Source organism: Burkholderia cenocepacia, from assembly GCF_900446215.1.
Taxonomy (GTDB): domain Bacteria; phylum Pseudomonadota; class Gammaproteobacteria; order Burkholderiales; family Burkholderiaceae; genus Burkholderia; species Burkholderia cenocepacia.
Genome location: NZ_UAQZ01000012.1, coordinates 811,151 through 828,828, shown reverse-complemented (window position 1 = coordinate 828,828; position 17,678 = coordinate 811,151). Strand labels below are relative to the sequence as shown.

Here is a 17,678-nt window from a genome sequence, read left to right as displayed (position 1 = left end):
TCCGGAACACCGACCAACGAACAGGGGACACGCCAGATGAGTATCACCACCACGCCGGCCGCCGCACCCGCCGCCACCGGATCGGCACCCGCGCCGCGCATGGGCCGGCTGCGTACCGCGGACGGGCTCGAATTGGCGTCGTACCGCTGGCCGGCCGGCGACGGCACCGCGCCGCCGCGCGCGACGATCGCGCTGGTGCATGGCCTCGCCGAACACGCGGGCCGCTATGCCGCGCTCGCCGGCCGGCTGAATGCAGCCGGCATCGACGTGCTGGCGATCGATCTGCGCGGGCATGGCCAATCGCCCGGCAAACGCGTGTGGGTCGAGCGCTTCGACGGCTACCTGAACGATGCGGATGCGCTGGTCGCCGAAGCCGCGCGTGGCGATGCGCCGCTGTTCCTGATGGGACACAGCATGGGTGGCGCGGTCGCGGCGCTCTATGCGATCGAACGCGCACCGGCCCGTGGCCATGGGCTGACAGGCCTCGTGCTGTCGAGTCCGGCGCTCGCGCCGGGGCGCGACGTGCCGCGCTGGATGCTTGCGGTCAGCCGCGTCATCAGCCGGGTGTGGCCCACGTTCCCCGCGATCAGGATCGATGCGGCGCTGCTGTCGCGCGATCCGGCCGTCGTCGCCGCCAATCGCGCCGATCCGCTCGTGCATCACGGCGCGGTGCCCGCCCGCACCGGCGCGGAGATTCTCGACGCGATGGCGCGCATCGAGAATGGCCGCGGCGCGCTGCGGGTACCGGTGCTCGTCTATCACGGCACCGAGGACAAGCTGACCGAACCCGACGGCAGTCGCGCGTTCGGCGCGCGCGTCGGCTCGCCCGACCGTACGCTGACGCTGTACGAAGGCGGTTTCCACGAAACGATGAACGATCTCGAACGCGATCGCGTGATCGACGCGCTGATCGCGTGGATTCATGCGCGCGTGCCGGCGCACTGAACACGCCGGCCCGCCGGTCAAGCGGAAATCAGATCCCGGCCAGCACGCGCAGGTGCGCGACTACGCTGCGCCCGAGCGCGGACAGGTTGTAGCCGCCTTCGAGGCAACTGACGATGCGGCCCTGCGCATGCCGGCGCGCCACGTCGACGATCTGCGCGGTCAGCCATTCGAAGTCGGCTTCGACGAGGCCGAGATTGCCGATGTCGTCCTCGCGATGCGCATCGAAGCCGGCCGACACGAACAGCATCTGCGGCTTGAACGCGTCGAGACGCGGCAGCCAGAACATGTCGACCGCTTCGCGGATCGCCATCCCGTTGCTGCGGGCTGGCATCGGCAGGTTGACCATGTTCGGCGCCTGATGATCGACGCCCGAGAACGGATACAGCGGATGCTGGAAGAAGCTGCACATCAGCACGCGCTCGTCGTTCGCGAACGCCGCCTCGGTGCCGTTGCCGTGATGCACGTCGAAATCGATGATCGCGACACGCTCGATGCCGTGTACGTCGAGCGCATGCCGCGCGGCGATCGCGACGTTGTTGAAGAAGCAGAAGCCCATCGCGCGCGCCGGCTCCGCATGGTGACCGGGCGGACGGACGCCGCAGAACGCATTCGCATAGCGGCCTTCGATCACCGCGTCGGTCGCCGCGATCGCCGCGCCGGCCGCGCGCAGTGCCGCGCGCCACGTGTCGCGATTCATCAGCGTATCGGGATCGATCTCGACGTAACCGTCGACCGGCGTCATGCTGCGGATGTAGTCGATGTGCGCCTGCGTATGCACGCGGCCCAGCGCGACCTCGCTCGCGAATGGCGCGGTTTCGTGCACGATCAGGTCGTCGATGCGGCTCGCAATCAGTTGATCCTGGATCGCCGACAGGCGGGCCGGACATTCCGGATGCCATTCCCCCATCTCGTGCAGCATGCAGTCGGGGTGCGTGTAGAAAGCGGTTGCCATAAGCTGTCATCCGCGGCGCACGATGCGCCGCAGGTCTCCCTCAATGATGTCCATCGTCTGCCGCGAATTCGCCGCTAACTTACCACAACGGGGGCCAGCTTCGTCCCGGCGCGCCGGATGCGTCGGGTATACTGCGCCGAACACCATCGCCCTGTCCGCCCGCTTCGACATGAATTCCAGCAAGCCTGCCGCCCTTCTCTCCGCGCTGTTCCGTGTTCGCGCTCCGCTCGTCGTCGCTGCCATCGCCGCGGCTCTCGGCACCGCGCCTGCCATGGCGCAGACGCAGCCTGCGAAGTCCGCCGGCACGCTCGTCGCCCAGGCCCAGCCGCAGCAGCCGACACCGCAAGGTCAGACCTTCGAAGAGGAAATCGTTCCACAGCGTTACGCGAGCAACGCGAAGGTCGACGCGTTCATCGACGAGATGGTGAGTCGCAACGGCTTCGATTCGGCGAGCCTGCATGCGCTGTTCTCGCGCGTCAGCTACTCGGCGACGGCCGTCAAGCTCGTGAGGCCGGCCCCGTCGCCGACGGTCAAGAACTGGCGCGTGTATCGCTCGCGCTTCATCGAGCCGATCCGCATCAACGCGGGCGTGAAGTTCTGGAAGGCGAACCAGGCGACGCTGCAGCGCGCATCCGAGCAGTTCGGCGTGCCGCCCGAGGTGATCGTCGGCATCATCGGCGTCGAGACCATCTACGGCCGCTACATGGGCAATTTCCGCGTGCTCGACGCGCTGACGACGCTCACGTTCGACTACCCGGACACGCCGAATCGCGACAGCCGCCAGGCAACCTTCCGCAAGAACCTCGAAGACTTCCTGGTCTGGACCCGCGACAACCAGCTCGACCCGACCACCGTGCTCGGCTCGTACACCGGCGCGATCGGGATTCCGCAGTTCCTGCCGAGCAGCATCCGCGAATATGCGGTCGACTTCGACGGCACGGGCCATGTCGATCTGCGCAGCAGTCCTGTCGATGCGATCGGCAGTGTCGCGAACTACCTGAAGCAGCACGGCTGGGAAACCGACCGCCCGGTGGTCTGGCAGATCACGCCCGACACGGGCAGCCTGGGCATCGCACAGGCCGCCGCCGACGGCCAGCCCGAACCGCACTGGGCGCTGTCGCAACTGCTGCGCGCGGGCATGACGCTGAACGAGCCGACGGTCAACATCACGACCGAAGCCGGCACGCCGGTGACCGTGGTCGACCTGCCGACGCCGGGGCGCGCGACCGAATACATGCTCGGCCTGAAGAACTTCTATGTGCTGACGCGCTACAACCGCAGCTTCTTCTACGCGCTCACCGTGTACCAGCTCGGCGAGGCCGTGAAAGCGCAGATGGAAGCGAGCGGCGCGCTGCAGCCCGCCGCTGGCGAGGCTCAGTCGCAATAAGCGCCGGCCAGCCAAAGAAAAAGCGCCGCACGAGCGGCGCTTTTTTTATCGCGGCGCGAATCGCGCCTCTCTCTCGCTCAAGCCGGAAACACGCCCGTGGACAGGTAACGGTCGCCGCGATCGCAGACGATGAACACGATCGTCGCATTCTCGACCTGACGCGCGATGCGCATCGCGACTTCGCATGCGCCGCCCGATGAAATCCCCGCGAAGATGCCTTCGACCGCCGCGAGCCGGCGCGCCATCGTTTCCGCCGCGGCCTGGCTCACGTTTTCGACGCGATCGACGCGGCTGCGATCGAAGATGGTCGGCATGTAGGCTTCCGGCCACTTGCGAATGCCCGGAATACGCGAGCCGTCTTCCGGCTGCGCACCGACGATCTCGATCGCCGCATTCTGCTCCTTCAGGTAGCGCGATGTGCCCATGATCGTGCCCGTCGTGCCCATGGCGGACACGAAGTGCGTGACGCGCCCTTCGGTATCGCGCCAGATCTCCGGCCCCGTTGCTTCGTAGTGCGCGATCGGATTGTCGGGGTTGCCGAACTGGTCGAGGATCACGCCCTTGCCTTCGCGCTGCATCTGCTCCGCGAGGTCGCGCGCCAGTTCCATCCCGCCCTTCACCGGCGTCAGGATGATTTCAGCACCATAAGCCGCCATGCTCTGGCGGCGCTCGACCGACAGATCCTCCGGCATGATCAGCACCATCTTGTAGCCGCGGATTGCTGCGGCCATCGCGAGCGCGATGCCTGTGTTGCCGCTCGTCGCCTCGATCAGCGTATCGCCCGGCTTGATGCGCCCGCGCGCCTCGGCCTTGCTGATCATCGACAGCGCCGGGCGATCCTTCACGGAACCGGCCGGATTGTTGCCCTCGAGCTTCGCGAGCACCACGTTGTTGCGAGCGCGAATCTCGTCGTCCGGCAGGCGGACCAGTTGCACGAGCGGCGTATTGCCGATCGTGTCTTCGATAGTTTTGTAAGCCATGGGTATACCGTGAGTACGAGGCCGATCAATCGATCGATTGTAAACCAGCACCGGCACGCGCGCCGGCAACCCCATTGCGCCGATGGAATACGCGTGCCGCGGTTCGTGATCGCCCCGCACGCCGCCCCACGCAAAAAACCCGCGGCATGCCGCGGGAAGCCGTCGCAACGACGGCGACTGAAGGAGCGCTTTGTCGGTTGCGTGACGCGTTATTTCTGCGCGGTGCGGGCCGGTGCGACAGCAGGCTTCGCTGCCGCCGGCTTGCCCGCGGCGGCGGGCGTCGTACCGGCGCCGGCCGCCGCACCGATCGTCAAGCCTTCCTGCTGAAGCCGCTCGACGGTGTGCCCGCCCATGCCCTTCACACGCTTGGCGAGATCGTCCGCATTCCTGAACGGACCGCGTGCGCCGCGCTCGTCGAGAATCGCCTTCGCGCGTGCCGGGCCGATGCCCTTGATGCCGACGAGCGCATCCTCGTTCGCGGTGTTGACGTCGACGGCCGCCCAGGCCGACGCTACTGCGCCGAGCATGACCGCTGCGGCAAACCATTCCCTGAACATGTGCTGGATCTCCGAAGAAAACGGCCGGCGGCTGCCGACCGTGAGACCCAGTCTATCGATGCAACGCGCCGGTTTAAACCTGGCCGGATAGCCAACGCACGTAACGATCGACGCCTTCCTGCACGGTCAGGAACGGTGCGTCGTAGCCAGCCGCGCGCAGTTTCGTCTGGTCGGCCTGTGTGAAGCACTGGTACTTGCCGCGCAGCGCATCGGGGAACGGCACGTACTCGATCAACCCTTGCTCGACCTGCTGCGCGAGCGTCAGCGGCGGCTGGTTGTCGAGCGCGCGCAACGTGTTCACGACCGTCGAAGCGATATCGTTGAACGGCTGCGCCCGGCCCGTGCCGAGATTGAAGATGCCCGACTTCTCCGGATGGTCGAAGAAGAACAGATTCACCTTGGTCACGTCCTCGACCGACACGAAATCGCGCGTCTGCTCGCCCGGCGCATAACCGTTGTATTCGCCGAACAGCTTCACCTTGCCTTCCGCGCGGAACTGGTTGAAGTTGTGAAACGCGACCGACGCCATGCGGCCCTTGTGCGTCTCGCGCGGGCCGTACACGTTGAAATAGCGGAAGCCCGCGATCTGGCTCTTCGCGCTCGGCAGCACGCGACGGATCACCTGGTCGAACAGGAACTTCGAATAGCCGTACACGTTCAGCGGCGCCTCGACGTCGCGCTCCTCGACGAAACGCGTCGAGCCGCCGTAGATCGCGGCCGACGATGCATACAGGAACTGCGTGCCCTGCATGAGGCAGGTATCGAGCACCGCGCGGCTGTAGCGGAAGTTGTTGTCCATCATGTAGCGGCCGTCGGTTTCCATCGTGTCCGAACAGGCGCCTTCATGAAATACCGCGCGTACCTTGCCGAAATCGCCGCGCGCAAAGCGCTCGACGAATTCGGTCTTGTCGAGATAGTCGTCGATCTCGCAATCGACGAGATTGCGAAACTTGTCTGCGCGGGTCAGGTTGTCGACCGCGATGATGCGCGTCTCGCCGCGCTCGTTGAGCGCCTTGACGATGTTCGCGCCGATAAAACCGGCTGCGCCGGTGACGATGAGGGTCATGATCGTCCTGCCTGAAAAGTGCGAGCCCACTCGGGCGACGCGCTCGTCGCGCCGCCGAATGCGCTCAGTGAAACAGTTCGTCGTAATCCACCGTGGCCGTGCCGAGCTTGCCGACCACGATGCCTGCCGCGCGATTCGCGAGCACCACCGCGTCGACGAGCGGCACCCCGGCGCCGAGCATCGTCGCGACCGTCGCGATCACGGTGTCGCCCGCGCCCGACACGTCGAACACTTCGCGCGCGAGCGCCGGCGCATGCAGTTCGCCGCCTGCGGAAAAGAGCGTCATGCCCTCTTCCGAACGGGTGAGCAACAGTGCGTCGATGTCGAGCTCCGCACGCAGATTCGCGACGCGCGCGCGCAGGTCGTCTTCCGATTTCCACTGCCCGACCACCTCGCGCAGTTCCGCGCGATTCGGCGTGATCAGCGATGCGCCGCGATAGCGTGCCCAGTCGTCACCCTTCGGGTCGACCAGCACCGCCTTGCCCGCCGCACGCGCCTTCTCGATCATCGTCGTGACGTGCGTGAGGCCGCCTTTGGCGTAATCCGACATGAGCACGACGTCGTGCTGCGGCAGCAGCACATCGAAGCGCGCGAGCCCCGCAAGCAATACCTCGTGCGTCGGCATCGCCTCGAAGTCGACGCGCAGCAGTTGCTGCTGGCGCGCGAGCACGCGCAGCTTGATCGTGGTCGGCAGCGCCGGATCGCGCTCGAGATGCGGCGTCACGCCGCTGCTGCCGAGCAACTCGACGATCCGCTCGCCGGGTTCGTCGCAACCGACGACGCACAGCAGCCCGGCCTGGCCGCCGAGCGTCACGGCATTGCGCGCGACGTTGGCCGCACCGCCGAGCCGCTCCTCCTGACGCTGCACGTGCACGACCGGCACCGGCGCCTCAGGCGAAATGCGGTCGACGTTGCCGAACCAGTAACGGTCGAGCATCACGTCGCCGACGACGAGCACACGCGAGCGCGCGAGTTGCTCGCGCGGCACCGGAACGACTTCGCGAAGAGTATTCATCGTAGGTTCAGCCACGGGAGGACAACTGGGGATCGACATACGGCCGGCCGATCGCGTAGTAGTCGATGCCCAGCTCGGCCATCGCATCCGGCTCGTACAGGTTGCGCCCGTCGAAGATCACCGGTGCCTTCAGCTCCGCCTTCAGGCGCGTGAAATCTGGGCTGCGGAATTCCTTCCATTCGGTCACGATCACGAGTGCATCCGCACCGGTGACCGCGACGTCCTGCGTATCGACGAGATGCAGCCGCGCCAGTGCGTCCGCATCGTCGCCGAAATCCAGCGCGAACACGCGGCGCGCTTCGTCGACTGCGACCGGATCGTAGGCGCGCACGGTCGCGCCGCGTTCGAGCAGCGCGGCGATCAGGCGACGGCTCGGCGCTTCGCGCATGTCGTCGGTGTTCGGCTTGAACGCGAGGCCCCAGACCGCGAATTCGCGGCCCGTCAGGTCGGCGCCGAAGCGCTGCTCGATCTTGCCGATCAGCACGTCCTTCTGCGCATGGTTGGCGGCCTCTACGGCCTCCAGGATACGCAGCGGCTGGCCGTTCTCGCCCGCGGTGCGGATCAGCGCCTGCACGTCCTTCGGAAAGCACGAGCCGCCGTAGCCGACGCCGGCATACAGGAAGTGATAGCCGATGCGCGGATCGGAGCCGATCCCGCGGCGCACGGCCTCGATGTCGGCGCCGACCTTGTCGGCGAGATTCGACATTTCGTTCATGAACGAGATGCGCGTCGCGAGCATCGCGTTCGCCGCATACTTCGCGAATTCCGCCGAACGCACGTCCATGTAGATCGTGCGCTCGTGGTTGCGGTTGAACGGCGCGTAGAGCTTCTTCATCTTCTCGCGCGCGATCGTGCCGGTTTCGTCGTCGTCGACGCCGATGATGATCCGGTCGGGGCGCATGAAGTCCTCGACCGCGGCGCCTTCCTTCAGGAACTCCGGGTTCGACACGACCGAGAAGCGGTGCGCGACGCTGCCCGCGAGCCCGCGTGCCGCAAGCGCTTCGTCGACCACGCCGCGCACGCGCTGCGCGGTGCCGACCGGCACCGTCGACTTGTCGACGATCACCTTGAAGCTCGTCATGTGGCGACCGATGTTGCGCGCGGCCTCGAGCACGTATTGCAGGTCGGCCGAGCCGTCCTCGTCGGGCGGCGTGCCGACCGCGATGAACTGGATCTCGCCATGCGCGACGCTCGCCTCGATGTCGGTCGAGAAGCGCAGGCGCCCCGCCGTGCGGTTGCGCGCGATGATGTCCAGCAGCCCCGGTTCGTGAATCGGCATCCCGCCGTTGTTCAGGATGTCGATCTTGCGCGGATCGACGTCGAGACAGAAGACGTCGTGACCGATCTCCGCGAGGCAGGCGCCCGTGACGAGACCGACATAGCCGGTGCCGATGATGGTGATTTTCATAGATGTTCCGGTACTTCCCGGTAATGGACTAACTTGGCCGCCGGGACGAGCCCGGCGGCAACCGCAGCGCGTTGGCTCCGCGTGCCGGGATCAGCCCGGCATCGCAGGTTCGACGCGGCGCGGCGCATAGGTTTCCCAGCCGCTGCATCCGGGGCACTGCCAGTAGAAGAGCCGTGCCCGGAAACCGCAATTCTGGCACGTATACCGTGGCAGATTTTTCGTGCGCTGCTTGATCAGCGCACGCATCATTTCAAGTTCCTTACGACGCGGTTCGTCGGCCGCCGCGATCTGCGCATCGAGCAGATGCAGCATCCCGGACAGGTTCGGCGACTTTTCCATTTGCGTGCGCGCGAGCGTGTGGGCCGCATCCTGGCCGCACAATCCGGCGATATGCTGATAGGCGATGTCGAGCAGGTCGTTCGACGGATATCGATCGACGTACCCCATCAGCAATTCCGCGCCCTCGACGTTCTTGCCAAGCGCGACGTACGCCTTCATCAGCTTGTCCGCGACGAGCGGCAGATACGCCGGATTCTGCGCTTCGACGCGCTTCCAGTGCTCGATTGCGGCCGCGTGATCGCCCGCCGCCTCGGCCGCGTCGCCGGACAGGACCGTCGCCCGGACGTTCTGCGGATTCACCGTCAGCGCGAGGCGCAACTGTTCGGCCGCCGCGGCGGCGTTCTTGCGCTGCAGCGCGTCCTGCGCGAGTTCGCAGTGGAACTGCGCAATTTCGGTGCCGAGCGGCTTGTCGCTCATCGATTCGATGCGCCTCGCGGTATCGATCGACTTGTTCCAGTCCTTCTCGATCTCGTAGATCGTCAGCAGCGCCCGCTGTGCGCCAAGCGCGTAGTCGCCGTCGGCGAGCTTGTGGAACGCCTCTTCGGCGCGATCGAGCAGGCCGGCTTTCAGGAAATCCTGGCCGAGCTCGTACAGCGCGTGGTCGCGCTCGTTGACCGGCAGATCGGTGCGGCTCAGCAGGTTCTGGTGCACGCGGATCGCGCGATCGGTCTCGCCGCGACGGCGAAACAGGTTGCCCAGCGCGAAGTGCAACTCGACCGTTTCGGGATCGAGCTTGGCCACCTCGATGAACGCATCGATCGCCTTGTCGGGTTGTTCGTTCAACAGAAAATTCAGGCCGCGAAAATACGAGCGCGGCAGGTTGGCACTCTCCGACAGGAGATTCTTCAGGTCATAGCGTGACGCCGCCCACCCGAGCGCGAACGCGACCGGAATCGCGAGCAACCACCAGAAATCCAGATCCATGCGAAATATCGAAGCAGAGACGAAAACCGCGCGATGATCGCGCGGCGTCCGTGTTAAATGACGGGCGGCATCGGCGGCTGGTCGATGACGGCAGGCGTTTCGCGCGCCGCACGCAGATCGCGCTTCAAACGCCCGTTCTCGATGCGCAGCCGGAAGATCGAAGGCAGCGCGGACAGCAGGCCGGCCAGCAGCCCCACGGCGAAGAATGCCAGGCCGATCAGGATCAGCGGCGCTTGCCATGCGTAGCCGGCAACGAAATTCAGCGTCGCGGTTTGTGTATTGGCCAGCGCAAGCACCAGCAGCAGGACGAACACCAATACCCGGATCAGCCAGACGATAAACTTCATGAAGCCCTCTCTTTGTTGAGGTTTGCCGCGGCGCGCGACTCCCCTTCGTCGCACCGAATCGACCCGTATTGTAAAGGAAGCGTTTCCGCGACTGCGCAGATCCTGTGCGCCACGTTGCGCGTCAGGTTGCCGGAAATGAAAAAAGCGCCCGCAAGGGGCGCTTTTCTTTTCAGCCTTCGCCGGACAGGTTCCGGGTAAACCGAACGACGCTCAACGCTCGTCGTCCGGATCGTCAGCCTTCAGCGGTTCACCGGCGCGGCCGTCGACGCGTTCACGCAATTCCTTGCCAGGCTTGAAGTGCGGCACGAACTTCTCGGGCACCTGCACTTTCTCCCCCGACTTCGGGTTGCGTCCGACGCGCGCCGGGCGACGATTGAGGCCAAAGCTGCCGAAACCCCGAATTTCAATGCGATGCCCTTTCGCCAGGGCGTCGGACATCGCATCGAGCATCGTTTTCACCGCGAAATCCGCGTCCTTGAGGACAAGTTGCGGAAATCGCGATGCCAGCTGCGCGACCAACTCGGATTTGGTCATACTTCAGCAGACCTCGTAAGGCTTACTGGTTCTGGCCGTCGAGCTTCGCCTTCAGCAGCGCGCCGAGGTTGGTCGTACCGGTCGCAGCAGCGCTGGAGTCCGACTGCAGGCCGCGGATCGCTTCCTGTTGTTCAGCCGAATCCTTCGCCTTGATCGACAGGTTGATGCCGCGCGACTTGCGATCGATGTTGATCACCATCGCGTTGACCTTGTCGCCCTCCTTCAGCACGTTGCGTGCGTCTTCGACGCGATCCTGCGAGATTTCCGACGCACGCAGGTAGCCTTCGACGTCGCCCGTCAGCGTGACGACCGCACCCTTCGCATCGACCGTCTTCACGACGCCGTCGACGATCGAGCCCTTGTCGTTCATTGCAACGTAGTTGCTGAACGGGTCGCCTTCGAGCTGCTTGATGCCGAGCGAAATGCGCTCCTTCTCGACGTCGATACCGAGCACGATTGCTTCGACTTCGTCGCCCTTCTTGTACTTGCGAACGGCTTCTTCGCCGGCTTCGCTCCACGACAGGTCCGACAGGTGGACCAGGCCGTCGATGCCGCCCGGCAGACCGATGAACACGCCGAAGTCGGTGATCGACTTGATTGCGCCCGTGATCTTGTCGCCCTTCTTGAAGTTGCGGCTGAAGTCATCCCACGGATTCGGCTTGCACTGCTTCATGCCGAGGCTGATACGACGACGGTCTTCGTCGATCTCGAGGACCATGACTTCGACTTCGTCGCCCAGCTGGACAACCTTCGACGGCGCAACGTTCTTGTTGGTCCAGTCCATTTCCGACACGTGGACGAGGCCTTCGATGCCCGATTCCACTTCGACGAATGCGCCGTAGTCGGTGATGTTCGTGACCTTGCCGAACAGGCGCGTGCCCGACGGGTAACGGCGCGAGATGCCTTCCCACGGATCGTCGCCCAGTTGCTTGATGCCCAGCGAGACGCGGTTCTTCTCTTGGTCGAACTTGAGGATCTTCGCGGTGACTTCCTGGCCAACCGACAGGACTTCGCTCGGGTGACGCACACGACGCCATGCGATGTCGGTGATGTGCAGCAGGCCGTCGATGCCGCCGAGGTCGACGAACGCGCCGTAGTCGGTGATGTTCTTGACCACGCCGTTGACGATCGCGCCTTCCTTCAGCGTCTCGAGCAGCTTCGCGCGCTCTTCGCCCTGGGTTGCTTCGATCACTGCACGACGCGACAGCACGACGTTGTTACGCTTGCGATCGAGCTTGATCACGCGGAACTCGAGCGTCTTGCCTTCATACGGGGTCGTGTCCTTGACCGGACGCGTGTCGACCAGCGAACCCGGCAGGAACGCGCGGATGCCGTTGACCATCACGGTCATGCCGCCCTTCACCTTGCCGGTGATCGTGCCGGTGACGAGCTCGTTGTTGTCGAGCGCCTTTTCCAGCGACAGCCACGATGCAAGGCGCTTCGCCTTGTCGCGCGACAGGATCGTGTCGCCGTAGCCGTTTTCGAGTGCGTCGATCGCGACGGACACGAAATCGCCCGACTGCACCTCAACCTCGCCCTGATCGTTCAGGAATTCCTCGATCGGAATGTAAGCCTCGGACTTCAGGCCTGCATTGACGACCACGAAGTTGTGGTCGACGCGCACGACTTCGGCGGAAATCACTTCGCCGGCGCGCATGTCTTGGCGGGTCAGCGACTCTTCGAACAGAGCCGCAAAGGATTCGGTATTCGGGTTGGAGGTTTGCAGGTCGGACATAAAAATCTGATTGTGCATGGCTCGCTGTGCCACGCCGGCCGGAATGGCAGGCTGAAAGGGCCAGATCGAGGACCACACGGGGTTAAGGGTTCGAAACACGCTCCGCGCTTGCGACGCGGAGCACCTACCGCTGCCCGCCTACTCAGGCGGGCTGGCCGAGCGCCCGGTACCACTGCAGCACCTGATCGACGGCTTCATCGACCGAAAGTGCCGACGTATCGAGCAGCTTGGCATCTGCCGCAGGCTTCAGCGGCGCGGCCGCGCGATTGCTGTCGCGCGCGTCACGTTCACGAAGATCCCGGAGCAAGTCATCTATATTAGCAGAAAAACCTTTTTGCATCAATTGCTTATGCCGCCTGGTCGCGCGCGCCTCGGCGCTGGCCGTCAGGAACACCTTCAGCACGGCGTCCGGGAAGATCACGGTGCCCATGTCGCGCCCGTCCGCCACGAGGCCCGGCGTCTTGCGGAACGCGCGCTGGCGCGCGACGAGCGCGGCGCGCACGGGGCCGTGCACGGCAATGGCCGACGCGCGGTTGCCGACCGCTTCGGCGCGAATGTCGTTCGACACGTCGACGCCGTCGAGTTGCGCGCACCCCTCACGGAACGTGATGTGCAGATCGTCGATCAGCTTCACGAGCGCGTCGATGTCCTCCGCCGCGATGCCGTAGCGCACGCTCGCGAGCGCCGCGAGCCGGTACAGCGCGCCGCTGTCGAGCAGGTGGAAGCCAAGGTGCGCGGCGACGAGCGCCGCGACGGTGCCCTTGCCGGAAGCGGTCGGGCCGTCGATCGTGATGACGGGAGTCGGGTGAAAGGGTCGGGTCGATTTCATCGGAACAGTCGGGTCAGGCTTTGGCGAGCGCGGCGAAGCGGTCGAAATAGTCGGGGAACGTCTTGCCGACGCACTTCGGATCGTTGATCCGCACGGGCACGCCGCCCAGGCTGACGAGCGAGAAGCACATCGCCATCCGGTGATCGTCGTACGTATCGATCGCCGCGTTCGGCGTGAGCTTGGCCGGCGGCGTGACGACGAGATAGTCGGGGCCTTCCTCGACGATCGCGCCGACCTTGCGCAGCTCGGTCGCCATCGCGGCGATGCGGTCCGTCTCCTTCACGCGCCAGCTCGCGATGTTGCGCAGCGTGCTCGTACCGTTCGCGAACAGCGCCGCGACCGCGATGGTCATCGCGGCGTCGGGAATCAGGTTGAAGTCCATGTCGATCGGCTCGAGCTTGCCGTGATCGTGGCCGATGCCGCGCACGTCGATCCAGTCGTCGCCCATCGTCACGTTCGCGCCCATCTGCATCAGCGCATTCGCGAAGCCGACGTCGCCCTGGATGCTCGCGCGCCCCACGCCCTCGACCCGCAGCGGGCCGCCGCCGAGCGCGCCGGCCGCGAGGAAGTACGATGCGGACGACGCGTCGCCCTCGACCATGATCCGCCCCGGCGAGCGGTAGCGGACGCCGGCCGGCACCACGAAGCGCTGCCAGCCGTCGCGCTCGACGGTCACGCCGAAGCGCGCCATCAGCCGGATCGTGATGTCGATGTACGGCTTCGAGATCAGCTCGCCGTCGACTTCGACGACGGTCCGGCCGTCCTTCGCCTTCACGAGCGGCAGCGTCATCAGGAGCGCGGTGAGGAACTGGCTCGACACGTCGCCGCGCACGCGGATCGGCGCATCGACCGAAATCGTCGCGGGCTTGATCCGCAGCGGCGGGTAGCCTTCGTTCAGCTCGTAGTCGATCTGCGCGCCGATCTGGCGCAGGCCGTCGACGAGATCGCCGATCGGCCGCTCGTGCATGCGCGGCACGCCGTGCACACGGTAGTCGCCGCCGTTCACCGCGAGTGCGGCGGTCAGCGGCCGCACGGCCGTGCCCGCGTTGCCGAGGAACAGATCGGCCGTCTTCGCGGTGAACGCGCCGCGCGTGCCGGTGACGACACAGGTGTCGCCGTCGCGCGCGAGCTTCACACCGAGCTTGCCGAGTGCGTCGAGCATCACGCGCGTGTCGTCGGAGTCGAGCAGGTTGGTGATCGTCGTTTCGCCTTCGGCGAGCGCCGCGAGCAGCAACACGCGGTTCGAAATGCTCTTCGAGCCGGGCAGGCGCACGGTGCCCGATGCGCTGGAGTACGGGCCGAGATCGAGGTAGTCCATGGGAATCGTCCTGTTATTTCTTGACCGGTTCGGCAGCGGGCGTGCCGCCGCGTTCCTGCCATGCCTTGCGCGCGGCGCGCGAGCGCGTGAAGACGGCTTCGAGCGCCGCGCCGTCGCCAGCATCGATCGCCGCGCGCAGCCGCGTGAGCACGCGCGTGTAGCCGTCGAGTTCGTCGAGCAGCGCCGCGCGGTTCGCGACGCATACGTCGCGCCACATTTCCGGGTTCGACGCCGCGATGCGCGTGAAATCGCGGAAACCGCCGGCCGCGTACGAGAATTTCAGCTCCGCGTCGGCCTCGCCGAGAATCTGCTCGACGAGCGCGAACGACAGCACGTGCGGCAGATGGCTGATCGACGCGAATACGCGATCGTGCTGTTCGGTGCTCATCATGCGCACGTCGGCGCCGGTCGCGCGCCACATCGCGTCGATCCTGGCCACCGCGTCGGGCGCATTCTCCGGCAGCGGGCACAGCACGACGTTGCGGCCGACGTAGAGGTCGGGCAACGCCGCCTCGACGCCGCTCGACTCGCGCCCCGCGATCGGATGACCCGGCACGAACTGCGCGATCCGCGCGCCGAGCGCGTCGCGCGCGGCCGCGACGACATCGGACTTGGTGCTGCCCGCATCGGTGACGATCGTCGCGCCGTCGAGCCACGGCGCGATACGCGCGAGCAACGGGCCCGTCTGCGCGACGGGCGCGGCCAGCAAGACGAGATCGGCGCCGGCGAGCGCGTCGCGCACCTGCACGTCGTCGTCGAGTGCCGCCGCGCGATCGATCACGCCGAGCGACAGCGCGCGCTCGACCGATGCGCGCGAGCGGCCCACGCCGACGATCTCGCCCGCGCCGCCCGGCGCGCGCTCGCGCAGCGCGCGGGCCAGCGATCCGCCGATCAGGCCGACGCCGAAGATGACCAGTTTGTTGAATGCAAAGCCTGACACGACAAGAGCCAAGTTACGCGCACGAAACGACGCCCGCACGCGGAATTCCAGATTCCGGGCACCGGGCCAGCACCCGGCGCAGCCTGCACCGGATACCGCCCGAACCCGCCTTCGGCAGCGCCGACCGGCCTGCCCCACCCGCCCGGCCGCCACGCCTGCCTCAAGCAGGCGCTGGGCCGCCGCGCGTCAGCGTGCGCGCGGATACGAACCGAGTATCTTCAGGAACGCAGCCTTCTGGCCGAGCTCCGTCAGTGCGGCCGCCACCGCCGCATCGTCGCGGTGCCCTTCGATGTCGATGTAGAAGTAGTACTCCCACGTGCCGACGCGCGCCGGACGCGATTCGAAGCGCGTCATCGACACGCCGTGCCGCGCGAGCGGCTCGAGCAGCTTGAACACGGCGCCCGGCTCGTTCTTCACCGACACGATCAGCGACGTCTGGTCGTGACCGCTCTGGCCGGCCGGCTGCTTGCCGATGATCACGAAGCGCGTGCGATTGTGCGGATCGTCCTGGATCAGCGAGAACGCGATCTGCAGGCCGTAATGCGCGGCTGCACGATCGCCCGCGATCGCGGCGACGGTCGGATCGGCCGCCGCAAGACGCGCGGCCTCCGCGTTGCTCGCGACGGCCTGCCGCTCGAGCTGCGGCGCATTCGCCGCGAGCCACTGCTGGCATTGCGCGAGTGCCTGCGCGTGCGCGCAGACGCGCTTCACGCCGTCGAGCGTGCCGCTCTGCGTGAGCAGGTTGTGATGGATCGGCAGCGCGAGCTCGCCGCTGATCAGCAGCTGGGTCTGCAGCAGCAGGTCGAGCGTGCGCGATACGGCGCCTTCGGTCGACTTCTCGACCGGCGCGATGCCGAACGCGGATGCCCCAGCCTCGACCGAGCGGAACACCTCGTCGATCGACGGGCACGGCAGCCCTTCGATCGACTGGCCGAAATACTCGAGCATCGCCTGCTCGCTGTACGTGCCGACCGGCCCGAGGAACGCGACGTGGATCGTCTGCTCGAGCGCGCGGCTCGCCGCCATGATCTCGCGCCAGATCGCGCTGATGTGCTCGCTCGCGAGCGGCCCGGCGCTCATGTCCTGCAGCCGCGCGATCACCTGCAGCTCGCGCTCCGGCCGGAACACCGGCGCGTTGAAATGCTTCTTGACCTCGCCCACCTCGAGCGCCACCGCGGCGCGCTGGTTCAGGAGCGCGATCAGCTGCGCGTCGATCGCGTCGATGCGGTCGCGCAGCGGTTTCGGGCGGGAATTCAGTTCGTCGTCCATGCGTTTTGCCGTGCTGATTGAACAGCGCCGCCGTCAGGCGTCGCGCTGCTCGAAGTCCTTCATGTACTCGACGAGCGCCTTCACGCCCTCGAGCGGCACCGCGTTGTAGATCGACGCCCGCATGCCGCCGACGGACTTGTGGCCCTTCAGCTGCAGCAGCCCGCGCGCCTTTGCGCCGGCAAGGAAGTCTTCGTTGCGCGTTTCGTCGGCCAGGAAAAACGGCACGTTCATCCGCGAACGTGCTGCCGGCTCGACCTTGTTCAGATAGAAACTGCTCGCATCGATCGTGTCGTAGAGCAGCTTCGATTTTTCGATATTGCGGGCCTCGATCGCTTCGAGGCCGCCCTGCCGCTTCAGCCACTGGAACACGAGGCCCGCGATGTAGATCGCGTAGGTGGGCGGCGTGTTGTACAGCGAGTTGTTCGCGGCGATGGTCTTCCATTCGAACGCCGACGGGCAGATCGACAGCGCACGATCGAGCAGATCCTCGCGCACGATCACGACCGTCACGCCGGCCATCCCGATGTTCTTCTGCGCGCCGCCGAACAGCACGCCGTACTTCGCGACGTCCATCGGGCGCGACAGGATGTGCGACGAGACGTCCGCGACCAGCGGCACGTCGCCGAGATCGGGGATCTCGAACGTCTCGACGCCGTCGATCGTCTCGTTGGTGCACAGGTGCACGTAGGCCGGATCGTCCGACAGCTGCCATTCGGCGCGCGTGGGCGCACGCGTGAAGCCGTTCTCCGTCTTGCCGCTCGCGGCGAGATGCGGCGTGCAGAACTTCTTCGCCTCGCCGAACGATTTCTGCGACCACGAACCCGTCACGACGAAGTCGGCCGTGTTGCGCGCGCCGAGCAGGTTCATCGGCACGATCGCGTTTTCCGCGATGCCGCCGCCCTGCAGGAACAGGATCCGGTGGCTCGCCGGCACGCCGAGCAGGTCGCGCAGGTCGGTCAGCGCGGCCTCGTGGATCGACATGAATTCCTTGCCGCGATGGCTCATCTCCATCACGCTCATGCCGCTGCCATGCCAGTCGAGCATTTCGTCGGCGGCCTGCCGCAGCACTTCCTCGGGCATCGCCGCAGGGCCGGCGGAGAAATTAAAGACGCGCATCGTGAAAACCTCGGGAG

17 protein-coding genes are annotated in these 17,678 nt (G+C 66.1%); 2 read left to right on the top strand and 15 right to left on the bottom strand.

The window, feature by feature from the left end:
• Nucleotides 1-36: 36 nt before the first annotated feature.
• On the top strand, nucleotides 37-945 hold the full coding sequence (locus tag DTA15_RS21340; protein ID WP_006486872.1) for an alpha/beta hydrolase: 909 nt from the start codon (nucleotides 37-39) through the stop codon (nucleotides 943-945).
• A gap of 28 nt (nucleotides 946-973) precedes the next feature.
• On the opposite strand, the gene DTA15_RS21335 is transcribed toward DTA15_RS21340, so the two are convergent.
• Nucleotides 974-1,897, bottom strand: coding sequence for a histone deacetylase family protein (locus DTA15_RS21335; protein WP_006486840.1), 924 nt, complete (start codon nucleotides 1,895-1,897; stop codon nucleotides 974-976).
• A gap of 43 nt (nucleotides 1,898-1,940) precedes the next feature.
• Here DTA15_RS21335 and mltB point away from each other — a divergent pair, with 43 nt between their 5' ends.
• Nucleotides 1,941-3,284 (top strand): lytic murein transglycosylase B, encoded by a 1,344-nt coding sequence (mltB, locus tag DTA15_RS21330; protein WP_077021933.1) that lies wholly within the window; start codon nucleotides 1,941-1,943, stop codon nucleotides 3,282-3,284.
• A gap of 77 nt (nucleotides 3,285-3,361) precedes the next feature.
• On the opposite strand, the gene cysM is transcribed toward mltB, so the two are convergent.
• From cysM to serC, 14 genes are all read right to left on the bottom strand, one after another.
• Nucleotides 3,362-4,264, bottom strand: coding sequence for a cysteine synthase CysM (cysM, locus tag DTA15_RS21325; protein WP_012492863.1), 903 nt, complete (start codon nucleotides 4,262-4,264; stop codon nucleotides 3,362-3,364).
• 209 nt (nucleotides 4,265-4,473) lie between these two features.
• Nucleotides 4,474-4,821 (bottom strand): ComEA family DNA-binding protein, encoded by a 348-nt coding sequence (locus DTA15_RS21320; protein ID WP_006486871.1) that lies wholly within the window; start codon nucleotides 4,819-4,821, stop codon nucleotides 4,474-4,476.
• 73 nt (nucleotides 4,822-4,894) lie between these two features.
• A complete protein-coding gene (rfaD, locus tag DTA15_RS21315; protein WP_006486849.1) occupies nucleotides 4,895-5,887 on the bottom strand; it encodes an ADP-glyceromanno-heptose 6-epimerase in 993 nt (330 codons plus the stop codon).
• A 64-nt stretch (nucleotides 5,888-5,951) separates the two neighbouring features.
• Nucleotides 5,952-6,902 carry a D-glycero-beta-D-manno-heptose-7-phosphate kinase gene (rfaE1, locus tag DTA15_RS21310; protein WP_006486931.1) on the bottom strand — a complete coding sequence of 317 codons (951 nt, stop codon included), beginning with the start codon at nucleotides 6,900-6,902 and terminating at the stop codon, nucleotides 5,952-5,954.
• Between the two features lie 7 nt (nucleotides 6,903-6,909).
• The gene (locus tag DTA15_RS21305; RefSeq protein WP_006486856.1) at nucleotides 6,910-8,310 is read right to left on the bottom strand and encodes a UDP-glucose dehydrogenase family protein; all 1,401 of its coding nucleotides are present in this window, start codon (nucleotides 8,308-8,310) and stop codon (nucleotides 6,910-6,912) included.
• Nucleotides 8,311-8,400: 90 nt separating this feature from the next.
• Entirely contained in the window at nucleotides 8,401-9,573 is a 1,173-nt protein-coding gene (lapB, locus tag DTA15_RS21300; RefSeq protein WP_006486912.1) for a lipopolysaccharide assembly protein LapB, read from the bottom strand.
• A 53-nt stretch (nucleotides 9,574-9,626) separates the two neighbouring features.
• Complete coding sequence (locus tag DTA15_RS21295) at nucleotides 9,627-9,920, bottom strand: lipopolysaccharide assembly protein LapA domain-containing protein (RefSeq protein WP_006486935.1); 294 nt, start codon at nucleotides 9,918-9,920, stop codon at nucleotides 9,627-9,629.
• 210 nt (nucleotides 9,921-10,130) lie between these two features.
• On the bottom strand, nucleotides 10,131-10,454 hold the full coding sequence (locus DTA15_RS21290; protein WP_006486894.1) for an integration host factor subunit beta: 324 nt from the start codon (nucleotides 10,452-10,454) through the stop codon (nucleotides 10,131-10,133).
• Nucleotides 10,455-10,476: 22 nt separating this feature from the next.
• Entirely contained in the window at nucleotides 10,477-12,189 is a 1,713-nt protein-coding gene (rpsA, locus tag DTA15_RS21285; RefSeq protein ID WP_012492864.1) for a 30S ribosomal protein S1, read from the bottom strand.
• A gap of 142 nt (nucleotides 12,190-12,331) precedes the next feature.
• A complete protein-coding gene (gene cmk / locus DTA15_RS21280) occupies nucleotides 12,332-13,018 on the bottom strand; it encodes a (d)CMP kinase (protein ID WP_006486962.1) in 687 nt (228 codons plus the stop codon).
• A 13-nt stretch (nucleotides 13,019-13,031) separates the two neighbouring features.
• On the bottom strand, nucleotides 13,032-14,336 hold the full coding sequence (gene aroA, locus DTA15_RS21275; RefSeq protein ID WP_006486921.1) for a 3-phosphoshikimate 1-carboxyvinyltransferase: 1,305 nt from the start codon (nucleotides 14,334-14,336) through the stop codon (nucleotides 13,032-13,034).
• 13 nt (nucleotides 14,337-14,349) lie between these two features.
• Nucleotides 14,350-15,276 carry a prephenate dehydrogenase gene (locus DTA15_RS21270; RefSeq protein ID WP_006486923.1) on the bottom strand — a complete coding sequence of 309 codons (927 nt, stop codon included), beginning with the start codon at nucleotides 15,274-15,276 and terminating at the stop codon, nucleotides 14,350-14,352.
• 186 nt (nucleotides 15,277-15,462) lie between these two features.
• Complete coding sequence (gene pheA / locus DTA15_RS21265) at nucleotides 15,463-16,545, bottom strand: prephenate dehydratase (RefSeq protein WP_006486947.1); 1,083 nt, start codon at nucleotides 16,543-16,545, stop codon at nucleotides 15,463-15,465.
• Nucleotides 16,546-16,578: 33 nt separating this feature from the next.
• Complete coding sequence (serC, locus tag DTA15_RS21260) at nucleotides 16,579-17,661, bottom strand: 3-phosphoserine/phosphohydroxythreonine transaminase (RefSeq protein ID WP_006486951.1); 1,083 nt, start codon at nucleotides 17,659-17,661, stop codon at nucleotides 16,579-16,581.
• Between the last annotated feature and the right edge of the window lie 17 nt (nucleotides 17,662-17,678).